Annotated in this window: 6 protein-coding genes and 3 rRNA genes; 1 reads left to right on the top strand and 8 read right to left on the bottom strand. The window is 61.4% G+C overall.

What is annotated here, in order from left to right; translation table 11 throughout:
* Positions 1 to 43: 43 nt before the first annotated feature.
* From HMPREF1478_RS07765 to HMPREF1478_RS07780, 4 genes are all read right to left on the bottom strand, one after another.
* Positions 44 to 568 (bottom strand): NADPH-dependent FMN reductase, encoded by a 525-nt coding sequence (locus tag HMPREF1478_RS07765; protein ID WP_016461538.1) that lies wholly within the window; start codon positions 566 to 568, stop codon positions 44 to 46.
* A 194-nt stretch (positions 569 to 762) separates the two neighbouring features.
* A 5S ribosomal RNA gene (rrf, locus tag HMPREF1478_RS07770) occupies positions 763 to 880 on the bottom strand.
* Between the two features lie 126 nt (positions 881 to 1,006).
* Positions 1,007 to 4,133, bottom strand: a 23S ribosomal RNA gene (locus HMPREF1478_RS07775).
* A gap of 324 nt (positions 4,134 to 4,457) precedes the next feature.
* Positions 4,458 to 5,997, bottom strand: a 16S ribosomal RNA gene (locus HMPREF1478_RS07780).
* Together the 16S, 23S and 5S rRNA genes form the textbook arrangement of a ribosomal RNA operon.
* Positions 5,998 to 6,596: 599 nt before the next feature.
* On the opposite strand from HMPREF1478_RS07780, the gene HMPREF1478_RS07785 reads away from it, so the two are divergent.
* Positions 6,597 to 8,066 (top strand): alanine/glycine:cation symporter family protein, encoded by a 1,470-nt coding sequence (locus HMPREF1478_RS07785; protein ID WP_016461539.1) that lies wholly within the window; start codon positions 6,597 to 6,599, stop codon positions 8,064 to 8,066.
* A 149-nt stretch (positions 8,067 to 8,215) separates the two neighbouring features.
* On the opposite strand, the gene HMPREF1478_RS07790 is transcribed toward HMPREF1478_RS07785, so the two are convergent.
* The 4 genes from HMPREF1478_RS07790 to HMPREF1478_RS07805 form a co-directional block, all read right to left on the bottom strand.
* Positions 8,216 to 9,043: a hypothetical protein gene (locus tag HMPREF1478_RS07790; RefSeq protein ID WP_016461540.1), complete on the bottom strand. Its 828-nt coding sequence runs from the start codon at positions 9,041 to 9,043 to the stop codon at positions 8,216 to 8,218.
* Positions 9,044 to 9,158: 115 nt separating this feature from the next.
* A complete protein-coding gene (locus HMPREF1478_RS07795; protein ID WP_016461541.1) occupies positions 9,159 to 10,760 on the bottom strand; it encodes an alcohol dehydrogenase catalytic domain-containing protein in 1,602 nt (533 codons plus the stop codon).
* A 99-nt stretch (positions 10,761 to 10,859) separates the two neighbouring features.
* The gene (locus HMPREF1478_RS07800; RefSeq protein WP_016461542.1) at positions 10,860 to 11,882 is read right to left on the bottom strand and encodes an SDR family NAD(P)-dependent oxidoreductase; all 1,023 of its coding nucleotides are present in this window, start codon (positions 11,880 to 11,882) and stop codon (positions 10,860 to 10,862) included.
* Between the two features lie 27 nt (positions 11,883 to 11,909).
* Positions 11,910 to 13,229: a PHP domain-containing protein gene (locus HMPREF1478_RS07805; RefSeq protein WP_034475399.1), complete on the bottom strand. Its 1,320-nt coding sequence runs from the start codon at positions 13,227 to 13,229 to the stop codon at positions 11,910 to 11,912.
* Positions 13,230 to 13,242: the final 13 nt, after the last annotated feature.

The following is a 13,242-nucleotide window of genomic DNA, read 5'->3' on the forward strand; positions in this document are numbered from 1 at the left end:
CCGACTCCGCGTCACCCCGTGGGAAGCCGTTCGCGAAGCCTTCTCAGGCAAGCGATGCGAGAAGCTCGCGGATCTGAGCGTTCAGCTCGTCGGAGGGCTGGAAAACGCCGTCCTGGAAGTCAGAGCCAAGGTTGATGCCAACCTGCTGGTCGCGAACGTCGGCCCCAAAGGTCGACACGATCTCACGCAGATGCTCGAGGGGCTTGACAGCGCCGTACCACGAGTAGCCGACGAGACCAACAGCCTTGTCCTTGAGCGTGGCCGGGGGCAGGTAATCGATAGCGTTCTTCAGAACCGCGGAGACCGAGTGGTTGTACTCGGGGGTCACGAAAAGAACGGCGTCATTCGCCTCGATGTTCGTGCGCAGACGAACAGCCTCGGGCAACTCGGGGGCCTGCATCGACGGGGGCATCTCCTCCGCAAAGAGCGGCAGCTGGTAGTCGCGCAGATCGAAGAAAACGGTGGAGACGCCGTCGAGCTGACGCGCCTGCTCCTCAATCCAACGAACGACCTGCTCGCCAGCGCGGCCGGGACGCACGGAGCCAAGAACGATAGCAACGGAAGCCATGATGTTTCCTCTCACAGTCTTATTGAAACATCAACTACTATAGGCGCTTGGTAGGCCGCTGCCAAGGATGAATAGCTATTGCTTAGGACACAAGTCCCATGAACATTGCGAGCACCGGCGCGGCGCGGATCGTCATGGAGCATATATGCGCGGAGGGCCTCACCCTGATGGGTGAGGCCCTCCGTTTACGTGTGTTGTGGCGGTGTCCTACTCTCCCACAACCTGGCGGTTGCAGTACCATTGGCGCTGCCGGGCTTAGCTTCCAGGTTCGGAATGGAGGCTGGGCGTTTCCCCGGTGCTATGACCACCACAAGAATTGGTGTTCAACACTCCCCTCACCGTGTTTGGTGGGGTGTGGGTTGATCGTGGTTTGTATAGTGGTTGCGGCTGTTTCGTTGCCTGGTTTTTGTTCACCCCAACGTTGTTTGTGTGTTGGGTGTTGTTTAGTGTTGGCCCATTAGTACCAGTCGGCTCACGAGCACCTCGCGGTGCTTCCACCTCTGGCCTATCAACCCGCTAGTCTGGCGGGGGCCTCTCACCCCACAGTGGGGGCGTGGAAACCTCATCTTGAAGCAGGCTTCCCGCTTAGATGCTTTCAGCGGTTATCCCTTCCGAACGTAGCCAACCAGCCATGCACCTGGCGGTACAACTGGCACACCAGAGGTTCGTCCATCCCGGTCCTCTCGTACTAGGGACGGCCCTTCTCAAGTTTCCTGCGCGCACAGAGGATAGGGACCGAACTGTCTCACGACGTTCTGAACCCAGCTCGCGTACCGCTTTAATGGGCGAACAGCCCAACCCTTGGGACCAACTCCAGCCCCAGGATGCGACGAGCCGACATCGAGGTGCCAAACCATGCCGTCGATATGGACTCTTGGGCAAGATCAGCCTGTTATCCCCGGGGTACCTTTTATCCGTTGAGCGACCACGCACCCACGTGCCATGGCCGGATCACTAGTTCCTGCTTTCGCACCTGCTCGACCCGTCGGTCTCACAGTCAAGCTCCCTTGTACACTTGCACTCGCCACCTGATTACCAACCAGGCTGAGGGAACCTTTGAGCGCCTCCGTTACATTTTAGGAGGCAACCGCCCCAGTTAAACTACCCACCAGGCACTGTCCCCAACCCGGATCACGGGTCTAGGTTGAGGTGACCGCTTGAACCAGAATGGTATTTCAACGACGACTCCACCACCGCTGGCGCGGCAGCTTCACAGTCTCCCACCTATCCTACACAAGTCCAAGCGAACACCAATACCAAGCTATAGTAAAGGTCCCGGGGTCTTTCCGTCCTTCTGCGCGAAACGAGCATCTTTACTCGTACTGCAATTTCACCGAGTTCGCGGTTGAGACAGCGGAGAAGTCGTTACGCCATTCGTGCAGGTCGGAACTTACCCGACAAGGAATTTCGCTACCTTAGGATGGTTATAGTTACCACCGCCGTTTACTGGGGCTTAAATTCACCGCTTCACACCCACAAGGAGTGTTGACGGTTCCTCTTAACCTTCCAGCACCGGGCAGGCGTCAGTGCGTATACATCGCCTTACGGCTTCGCACGCACCTGTGTTTTTGATAAACAGTCGCTTCTCCCTATTCTCTGCGACCCCACAACCCCACACCGCGCGCAAGGCACGGGGAAGTCACGGGGTCCTCCTTATCCCGAAGTTACGGAGGAATTTTGCCGAGTTCCTTAACCACGATTCACTCGAACGCCTCGGTATACTCTACCTGACCACCTGAGTCGGTTTAGGGTACGGGCGCGTTATGCCCTCACGTCGAGGCTTTTCTCGGCAGCATAGGATCACCACAAGTCCACACACGCGTGTGTCCCTCATCAGTTCTCACCCTCCATGCCCCCCGGATTTACCTGGGCGGCGGGCCACAACCTTAAATACGCACAACCATCGGCGCACTGCAGCTACCTGTCTGCGTCACCCCTGTTAACACGCTTGCCTACAATCACCGGGGCCCCAAGACCCACACACACCAACAAACCCGAAGGCTTAGTGGCGGCGTGAGCAAATTGGTTAGCACAATGACTTCAGCATGGGCGGTCATAACGCGGTACCAGAATATCAACTGGTTGTCCATCGACTACGCCTGTCGGCCTCGCCTTAGGACCCGACTAACCCAGGGCGGATAAACCTAGCCCTGGAACCCTTAGTCAATCGGCGCTGCGGATTCTCACCGCAGATTCGTTACTCATGCCTGCATTCTCACTCCCACACAATCCACCAGAAGTTCCCTCCAGGCTTCACCTCGTGCAGGACGCTCCCCTACCCAACAACACACCAGCACTCCAGTTCCTGGCGCCAGCATTGCGTGTTGTTGCCACAGCTTCGGCGGTACGCTTGAGCCCCGCTACATTGTCGGCGCAGAACCACTTGACCAGTGAGCTATTACGCACTCTTTCAAGGATGGCTGCTTCTAAGCCAACCTCCTGGTTGTCACCGCGACTCCACATCCTTTCCCACTTAGCGTACGCTTAGGGGCCTTAGCTGATGATCTGGGCTGTTTCCCTCTCGACTACGAAGCTTATCCCCCGCAGTCTCACTGCCGCGCTACACCTAATGGCATTCGGAGTTTGGCTGACGTCAGTAACCCATAGGGCCCATCGGCCATCCAGTAGCTCTACCTCCACCAGGGACCACGCGACGCTGCACCTAAATGCATTTCGGGGAGAACCAGCTATCACGGAGTTTGATTGGCCTTTCACCCCTACCCACAGTTCATCCCCCAGGTTTTCAACCCTGGTGGGTTCGGTCCTCCACACAGTCTTACCTCTGCTTCAACCTGACCATGGGTAGATCACCCCGCTTCGGGTCTAGAACACGCGACAAACGCCATCTTTCAGACTCGCTTTCGCTACGCATACCCCACACGGGTTAAGCACGCCACGTATCACTAACTCGCAGGCTCATTCTTCAAAAGGCACGCCATCACCCCACAAGGCTCTGACGGCTTACAGGCACACGGTTTCAGGTACTATTTCACTCCCCTCCCGGGGTACTTTTCACCATTCCCTCACGGTACTATGCACTATCGGTCATCAAGTAGTATTTAGGCTTACCAAGTGGTCTTGGCAGATTCACACGAGATTTCACGAGTCCCGCGCTACTCGGGTACCACACCCACACGCCCTGCCACCGGTCCGCTTACACGACTCTCACGCTCTACGGTCAGCCATCCCAGACTGTTCAACTCCCAGCAACAACACGCGCGACCCCCCGGCAGAAGGATCCGATGTGGCCCCACAACACCAAACACGCAACGGCCGCCGCCTCTCACACGCATCTGGTTTAGCCTCCTCCGCTTTCGCTCGCCACTACTCACGGAATATCTTTTCCTGCGGGTACTGAGATGTTTCACTTCCCCGCGTTCCCCCCACCACCCTATACACGTTCAGATGATGGTAACCCAGCACAACCCAGGTTAGGTTCCCCCATTCGGACACCCTCGGATAATAACGCTCGCTCGCCAGCTCCCCGAGGCATATCGCAGGCCGCAACGTCCTTCATCAGCTCTTGATGCCAAGGCATCCACCGAATGCCCAATAAAACTAAACAAAACACAAAAAACAGTACAGAACAAATATGCTCGCAACCACTATACAAATCACAAACAACCCACCACACACACCCAGACACCCAAACCACAAACGATCCAGGCCGGGCATGCAGGCAACCACCACAACAAGCGGCGGACGCTCACACGGTGTTGAACGTGAACCCGACAGTGTGCTCATCTGCTAAAAACTTTATATGCCCAACCCACGAAACGCACCCACACCCACCACCCACATCAGGTGGCGTACACATGCAGGCACAAGAAAACAACCACACACCCACAACAGGCGCAATGATCGTCCCCCACAAAACTGGGCTCCCTAGAAAGGAGGTGATCCAGCCGCACCTTCCGGTACGGCTACCTTGTTACGACTTCGTCCCAATCGCCAATCCCACCTTCGACCACTCCCCCCGCAAAAACGGTTAGGCCATGGGCTTCGGGTGTTACCAACTTTCGTGACGTGACGGGCGGTGTGTACAAGGCCCGAGAACGTATTCACCGCAGCGTTGCTGATCTGCGATTACTAGCGACTCCACCTTCATGGGGTCGAGTTGCAGACCCCAATCCGAACTGAGACTGGCTTTAAGGGATTCGCTCCACCTCACAGTATCGCAACCCTCTGTACCAACCATTGTAGCATGCGTGAAGCCCAAGACATAAGGGGCATGATGATTTGACGTCATCCCCACCTTCCTCCGAGTTAACCCCGGCAGTCCCCCACGAGTCCCCACCATCACGTGCTGGCAACATAGGGCAAGGGTTGCGCTCGTTGCGGGACTTAACCCAACATCTCACGACACGAGCTGACGACAACCATGCACCACCTGCACACGACCAACTAAATGCCACCACATCTCTGCAGTGTCGCCGTGCATGTCAAGCCTTGGTAAGGTTCTTCGCGTTGCATCGAATTAATCCGCATGCTCCGCCGCTTGTGCGGGCCCCCGTCAATTCCTTTGAGTTTTAGCCTTGCGGCCGTACTCCCCAGGCGGGGCACTTAAAGCGTTAGCTACGGCGCAGAAACCACGGGTGGCCCCCACACCTAGTGCCCAACGTTTACAGCGTGGACTACCAGGGTATCTAATCCTGTTCGCTCCCCACGCTTTCGCTCCTCAGCGTCAGTAACGGCCCAGAGACCCGCCTTCGCCACCGGTGTTCTTCCTGATATCTGCGCATTCCACCGCTACACCAGGAGTTCCAGTCTCCCCTACCGCACTCAAGTCAGCCCGTACCCACCGCACGCCCCCAGTTAAGCCAGAGGATTTCACGGCAGACGCGACCAACCGCCTACAAGCCCTTTACGCCCAATAATTCCGGACAACGCTCGCGCCCTACGTATTACCGCGGCTGCTGGCACGTAGTTAGCCGGCGCTTCTTTACCCACTACCCTCACCACAACCCAAAGCTGCGGCTTGACCATGAGCGAAAGAGGTTTACAACCCGAAGGCCGTCATCCCTCACGCGGCGTCGCTGCATCAGGCTTTCGCCCATTGTGCAATATTCCCCACTGCTGCCTCCCGTAGGAGTCTGGGCCGTATCTCAGTCCCAATGTGACCGGTCACCCTCTCAGGCCGGCTACCCGTCAAAGCCTTGGTAGGCCATCACCCCACCAACAAGCTGATAGGCCGCGAGCCCATCCCCCACCAGAAAAAACCTTTCCACCAACCCCCATGCGAAGATCAGTGAATATCCAGTATTAGCACCCGTTTCCGGGCGTTATCCCAAAGAAGGGGGCAGGTTACTCACGTGTTACTCACCCGTTCGCCACTCATCCACCCAGCAAGCTGGGCTTCAGCGTTCGACTTGCATGTGTTAAGCACGCCGCCAGCGTTCGTCCTGAGCCAGGATCAAACTCTCCGAACAAAAACAAAAACGTTAAAGCCCAGAAAAACCAACCAGACACAAAGCCCAGTCAGCAATCCCAACCAAAAACACTCAAAAACAAAAAACAGGCATAAAAAACAAACAAACACACTATCGAGTTCACAAACAACACCTGCACGATCAAGCGCACACGAATATCTCGCATGTTTTCGAAAGGCGGTCCGCGCCATGTTTCCGCGATCCGAGCTTCTCGCTTCGTTCGCTGCCGTTCGGCGCAACAAGGAAAACAATACGCAGTTCTTCCGACATCGTCAAGTCAAGCGCAATTGCACCCATTCTCGACACTTTTCCGCAGAATGTCAACGATTGAAGCTTTGAGACTGGCTCACTTTGCCCCAAAATCGCCCAATTTCATGCGCCAGACCACAAAGATTTGCCCGAAATGTGCGCCAGCACTCCCAACATTCCACAGTAACCCGCCCCCCAAGCCACGCTATCAGGGGTCCGACGTGCACAGACGGCCGATGCCATCACGTTTTTTAGTAAACTCTTTACCTTTTGTTGACCCTGGCGCTATACTCGTGCTCATACCGCGGCCTCGCCGCATCCACGAACATCCATCAACGCTAGGAACAACGATGAATGGAACCCTGCACCCGGCCTTCGATCTGGCCGGCACCCTGGATACGATCTCGGGCTTCATGTATACGTACGTGCTCGTCGCGCTCCTGATCGGCGTCGGCCTGTACTTCTTCATTCGCACGCGCGCCCTGCCGCTGCGCCTCTTCAAGGAAGCCATCCGCGTCGTCACCGAGCCGCCGCACGAGGAAGGCGAGGTCTCCTCGTTCCGTGCCCTGATGGTCTCCACGGCCTCGCGCGTGGGCGTCGGCAACATCGCCGGTGTTGCGACCGCCGTGACACTGGGCGGCGCGGGCGCTGTCTTCTGGATGTGGGTCATCGCGACCCTCGGCGGCGCCTCTGCCTTCATCGAGTCGACGCTCGCGCAGATCTACAAGAAGCAGGGACCCCACCACTCCTACGGTGGTCCCGCCTACTACATCCAGATGGCTCTCAAGCAGAACTGGTTGGCCACGCTTTTCGCCTCCGTTCTCATCCTGACCTACATGGGTGGCTTCAACCTCCTGGCTTCCTTCAACGTCGCTGACGCGTTCACCCAGTACAGCTGGGCGAACGAGTGGACGCCGTGGATCGTCGGCGCCGTGCTCGCGGTGCTCATGGCCGGCTCGATCTTCGGCGGCACCCGTCGCCTCACCGACGTCACGGGCCTCCTCGTGCCCGTCATGGCGATCATCTACCTGGGTGTCGGCTTCGTCGTCATCGTGCTCAACTACCAAAACATCCCCGCGATGTTCGCCGCTATCTTCCGCAGCGCTTTCGATTTCCCGGCTATCTTTGGCGGTTTCACCGGCTCGGCCATGATGCTCGGCATTAAGCGTGGCCTCTACTCGAACGAGGCCGGCGTCGGTTCCGCTCCGAACGCCGCTGCCTCCGCCTCCGTGTCGCACCCCGCCAAGCAGGGCCTCGTCCAGATGCTCTCCGTCTTCATCGACACGATGGTGATCTGCACGCTCACCGCTTTCGTGGTGCTCTCCTCGGGCGTCGGTTCGGATAACGGCGTGACGGGCGCTCCCCTCGTGAAGGATGCTATGGCGACGGTCCTCGGCCAGGGTCCTGCGCAGGTTTTCATCTCGATCGCTCTGTTCCTCTTCGCGTTCACGACGCTGGTCGGTAATTTCTACTACGCCGAGGTCAACTTCCGCTTCCTGCTGCGCAACGTGCACATGAAGCACTGGATGCTCTCGATCTTCCGCGCGGTCGCAGCGCTGCTCGTCTTTGCGGGCGCCCTCCTCAAGTTCGAGGTTGCGTGGAACCTGGGCGACATCCTGATGGGCCTCATGGCGCTCATCAACCTGCCCGTCATCGTCATCCTGGGCAACCAGGCCATCCGCTGCGCGAACGACTACGTCGCCCAGCGCAAGGCCGGTCTCGAGCCCCAGTTCAAGGCGTCCTCGATCGGCTTGAACCCCGACGAGCTGGACTTCTGGAAGGACGACGCTCCGCTCGCCTCCGAGAAGACCAACGCGTAAGGGTCCCCTCCCCTAGCAAACTGCCCCGGCCTCGTTCCTCCACGTGAGAACGAGGCCGGGGCTTCGCTATGCGCATCGGCGCGGTCATCGCGTTCTCGGCCTGGGCGCGTGCCCCAGCCACGTGTGGGTTCTCAGCCAGCGCGTGCGCGCTACACCGACGTGTGCTCGAAGCGCACTCGGATCTGCACGCCCCCGGTGTGACCGCACGCGGACAGGGCTCGAGCCACTGCATCGGCGGCCCACCCGAGCATCTCAGGGCCCCCGTGCGGGGCGCGCAGAGTGGCGGCGGCCCCGAAGGCGAACGCAGAGGACGACTCCACGGCGAGCCCCATCTGCACGGCCGATGCCAGGGCCTCGGTAAAGCCCGAGGGGGACAGGGCCTGTCCCTTGTAGCGCGGGCGCGCCTCGATGTGGATGAGAGGACCGGGGACCACCAGGGACAAATCGAGAGCGCCAATGGGCAGGGTGCCGTCCTCCCATGGCTGGTTCGCGGTGAAGCGCGCGTAGTCGGGTGGCAGATCGACCTCGAAGACGCACTCGTCGACGCTCACATCGGCGACGAGCTCGAGGGTGGCAACAGAGGCGATCACGGAGGCCACGTATGGGATGCGGCCATCCGTTTCCCCGAGCCACTTGTCGACGAGGGCGTGGCACATCGCGCGGCCGGCGGCGTCCGTTGCAGACTCCCCCGCCATGCCGGGCGCCCTCTGCACATCAACGCCCTTGTCTCGCGGCGGCACCTTGATGTCGCCCACGAAAAAGTCGAAAGCGTAGAGCCCATGATGGGTGCAATTATCGTCGTAGGCGGAGAATCCCAGCCCCGTGCCGACGAGCACGGAGAGGAACGCGTCGTACAGGCACTCCCTGTCCTGCGCAAAGAGGTCCGCCGCGTGCGGCGCACGCGGGGACATCTGGCCGACCAGCCACGCCTGCAACGCCACGTAGCGCTCCTGCAAGGCGGAATCGTTGACTGTCATGGGAACCTCCTCGTTCCAACCCACAACGTGTGCACCCTCATTATCGCAGAAACGCGAAGGCCCCGGCCTCGTCCGAAATAACAGACGAAGCCGGGGCGAAGGTCCAGCGCAGCGCTCAGCGGGTGGCGAGCAGCGCCTCCTCGGCCTCTTTGGTCCACAGGCCGGCGGCGTCGAGCTTCGCGGCGACCGTCGGCAGCTTCTCGGCGAGCTCGGACACGGGGGTCAGGCCCAGGTCGTGCATCATCGGGAAGACCATGATCTTGCCGCCCGAGGTACGGTTCATCACCGCGTTGATGGCGTCGCCGAAGCCCGCCATGCCGGTGATCGCCCACAGGGAGATCGTGGTGTCGATGATGCCGGCTTCGATCTTGCGCAGCACCGTGCGCATGTCGGACACGTCCGAGCCGGAGGTGCCCAGCATGAAGATCTGGCGCTCGATGATGCCCTGCAGGTCGAAGTCGCCGAACGTACCGGCCGGGATGCCCGCGAACGCGTTCAGGATGCCGCCCTGCGCCAGCAGATCGACGGCCTGGGAGACCAGCGCCGGGACGGGCACGAGGCACGTCGCGTAGGTGTAGCCGTACTCCAGGGGCGTCGAGGCGGTGTTGATGATGTCCAGCGGCACGCCGTTCTTTTCGGCGGTCGGGCCCACGACCTTCGTCAAGTTGGCCAGGCGCTCGTCCGACAGGTCGGTGCCCACAACGCTGATGCCGGGAACACCGGAGGTGACGGCGCGCATCGTGTGCATGACGCCCATCGGGCCGGCGGCGCCGACGAACACGCACTTGTCGTTCTCGCGCAGATCACCGTTGGCGGGGATCCAGGCGTAGCCTTCGCGCGGATCCGAGCCGGTCGTACCGCAGAAGCGGATGAAGTCGTAGTGGACGCGGCCGATGTCCAGGGACACCTTGCGCTCGATTGTGCCGCCGCCCAGGACGACACACATGGTGCCGCGGGTGCCGATCAGGAGCGCGGCCTTCTCGATGGCGTCGGCGTCCGAGCCGAAGAACACGACGTCGTCGAATTCGCCCTCCACGCCCTCAAGATCCTCAGCGGCAACGCGCACGACCTCGGCGGGCTTGTGCTCGGCGGTCAGAGCGTCGATATCACCCTCACCGACGACCAACAGGCGGCCACCGTCGGCGACGTGGTTACGCTCAGCCCACGCGTAGGAACCCTCGACGGTCGCCCAGGGCTCGATGAGGCCGACGGCCGCGGCCGACGGACCCTCCGACACGTGGATGAGGAACTCTTCCCCGTCCGGGGACACGACGCAACGCTCGTCGACGACGACGAACTCCTCGAGGGCACCGTCGAAGTTGTAGCCGAAAGCACCGTTCGACTTCGCGGTGCGCAGGTGCTTCCAGTCAGCCTGGACCAGCAGACGATCACCGACCTTGAAGTGCGTGACCTTCTCGCCGACCTTCACGACGCGGACGACGGGCTCGTGGCCGGGCGTCACGGCCTCCTGGTTCGGGTGGTAGGACGGAATGTCCTTGAGGGCGTCCAGGTCGATACCCGCCACCACGTCCGACTTGCGCGGGTGGCCATCGAACTGGTGGAGCAGCTTCGTATCAGAGAAGCAAATGCCGCAGGCTTCGACCTCGAGCATGATCTGCGTCGGGCCAACGGGGTCAACGGGCTTCGCCGGGTTAACGACGAACTCTTCCTTACCGACGATCTGAATCGCGTACTGGGTGGCGGGAATCTCGGTCATGACTGACTCTTTCACTGGAAAAACTACTGGACGTGGGAAGAAAGGACGAGGCCGGGGAGCTCCGGAGAAACCCGCATGTGTCCCCGGCCTCGTGAGAAGTCAGGAAAGCATCACCTGGCCGCCCGTGACGGGCACGGCCTGGCCGGTCTCGTATTCCTGCTCGACGATGTAGAAGATCGCGCGCAGAACGTCGATGCCCTGAGCGCCGCGACGCATCGGGACCTTCGCCTCGTAGAACTCCTTAACGTCGGCGACAGTCTTCGCGCCGGGGACCTTGCCGGAGTTCAGGTACTGGACGAAAAGGCCGCGATCCGGGTCGGACCAGAGCGGGCCATCGTAGAAGTTACCGGGGCAGATCGCGTTGACCTTCACACCGTGAGCAACCAACTCGAGGGCGAAGGACTGGACCAAGCCGATGCCGCCGAACTTGGAGCCCGCGTAGGCGGCATTCTTGTTCGAACCGACGAGGCCGGACTTGGAGTTGATCTGAATGATGTCGGTCAGCCACTCGGGGGCGGTCGAGTGCTGGCGAGCCAGAAGCTGGCCCAGGTGCTTAGTGACGAGGAAGAAGGCCACGTAGTTGATGTCCGTGGACAGGCGGAACGCGGAGGCATCCTGCTCGAGGACCGATCCGGCGCGCACAATACCCGCGTTGGAGACGACCAGGTCGAGGCCGCCAGTGACGCGCTCGATCTCGGCGGCCATCGCCGCGACAGAGTCCTCGTCCGCGACGTTCACCGTGATCGGGTGTGCGACGCCTTCGCCGCCGAGCTCGGCCGCCTTAGCGGCGGCACCCTCACCGTTCAGGTCGGCGATGAACACGAAGCAACCGGCGTCGACCAGGCCGCGCGCGATCTCCGCGCCGAAGCCCTGGGCGCCGCCCGTCACGAGGGCAACGCGGCCGTTGATGGCGCGCTCGCCGGTGGTGGTGGCGCGAACCTCGAAAGTCTCCTCGCCTGCGCGCACGACGACGGGAAGCTCCGTCTCCTTCAGGGAGCAGGGGCACACCTCGGTGAGCGGGCGGTCGAAGGTGACGGTCGGCTCCGCCAAGCTGGGGGCCACGATGACCGGGCGGCCGAGGGCCTTGAGGAAAAGCCCACGTACCTCGGGAGCGTTACTCATGATGTCTCTCTTTCTTGACGATGGTCGTCAGTTAATCGAAGTGGCTCGGGCGGCGACGTCGGCGGCGTCCTCACCGTCGGCAATCGCGCGGCCCAGGGGCGCGTACTCGGTGATGCGCTCGGCGAGCGCCTCGGGGGTCAGGCGACCCGCGCGGCCCAGCAGGTGCAGGGACGGATCCACGGAAGACAGGGCCTCGTGCGCGACAAGGGCCCACGTGGCCTCGTTGAGGTCCGCGAACTCGGGGCGACGCAGCTCCTCGCAGGTGAAGCGCTGGCGGGGCTGGTTGATATCCACGCCCGAGATCTCGAGCATGCCGTGAGCGGCCGCGAGCGCGTGGATGCGCTCGAGCTGCTCGGGGGTGTTGCGCGGGGGCATGTAGGTCACGGCGCGCAGTCCGATGGACTCCATGTACTCGAAGAGCTCGTCGAGGAACGCGTCCTCGAACTTCTCAGCCTTCTTGTCGCCCGTCGGCGAGGCGGACACGTCGCCCAGGTAGGCGTAGGTGGCGATCGCACCGACCGAATCGGCGAACTCGACGACCTCGGCCGCACTGGGCAGCTCGTCGGTGGGCTGGATGTAGATGCGATCCAGGTAGTTGGCCTTCAGGACGCCCAGTAGGTCGTACATGAGGTGCGGGTTGTCCTCGTCGGACAGGACGCGCGCGAGGGACTCGGGGACCTCGACGCCCATCGAATCCAGGCCCTGGACCAGGGCAGGGCCGCGGCCGAATCCACGGATCAGAGCCGAGGCCATCGCGGCCAGCAGGTGACGCTCGGTGATCCCGCCGCCATTGGCGTACTGGGAGATGCCGACCATGTCCGCCTGGGGATCGAAGGGCTCCAGGCCCAGGTCGGTGAGGATCTTGTTGGCGCGCTGCGCCATGGCGAGGGTGCGCTCAAGGCGGGCGGCGCGCTTGGGGGCCAGCCACGCCGCGACCTTCTCGCGGGCCGGTGCGGGCACGCCCTGGACGGTCATGTAGGCCACGCCCACGGAGTCGGGGTTGTTGAGCTTACGCTGCGCGAGCGGCGTTCCCTCGCCGAAGCGGGCGCGAATCTCAAAGCCGGTGACGGAACCCATGCCCAGGACGGACGTGGCCTCGCTCATCTCTGCGGCCGCGCCGATCGAATCATGATCGACCGAGCCGACGACGCGCAGACCGTTACGACGCGCGAGCAGAGCGGCGTGGGTGGGCGTGTAGGGGCTGAACGAGAAGCACGTGTGGATGTGGTTGTTCGACTCGGGCACCCAGCTGGGGAAGTGCTCGTCGGCGACCACCGCGCGCAGCGCCTCGATGCGCTGGGCCGGGGTGGCGGCCGGATCGTTGGTGATGTCCATGGGTTCTGCCATCTCTTCGTTGGGT

The sequence above is a fragment of the Actinomyces sp. HPA0247 genome (assembly GCA_000411415.1).
In the GTDB taxonomy this organism is placed as follows: Bacteria; Actinomycetota; Actinomycetes; order Actinomycetales; family Actinomycetaceae; genus Pauljensenia.

Bases quoted from the DNA above. Each gene is read 5' to 3' on its own strand.
- HMPREF1478_RS07805 (WP_034475399.1), bottom strand. From the start codon at position 13,229: ATGGCAGAACCCATGGACATCACCAACGATCCGGCCGCCACCCCGGCC.
- HMPREF1478_RS07765 (WP_016461538.1), bottom strand. From the start codon at position 568: ATGGCTTCCGTTGCTATCGTTCTTGGCTCCGTGCGTCCCGGCCGCGCT.
- HMPREF1478_RS07795 (WP_016461541.1), bottom strand. From the start codon at position 10,760: ATGACCGAGATTCCCGCCACCCAGTACGCGATTCAGATCGTCGGTAAG.
- HMPREF1478_RS07800 (WP_016461542.1), bottom strand. From the start codon at position 11,882: ATGAGTAACGCTCCCGAGGTACGTGGGCTTTTCCTCAAGGCCCTCGGC.
- HMPREF1478_RS07785 (WP_016461539.1), top strand. From the start codon at position 6,597: ATGAATGGAACCCTGCACCCGGCCTTCGATCTGGCCGGCACCCTGGAT.
- HMPREF1478_RS07790 (WP_016461540.1), bottom strand. From the start codon at position 9,043: ATGACAGTCAACGATTCCGCCTTGCAGGAGCGCTACGTGGCGTTGCAG.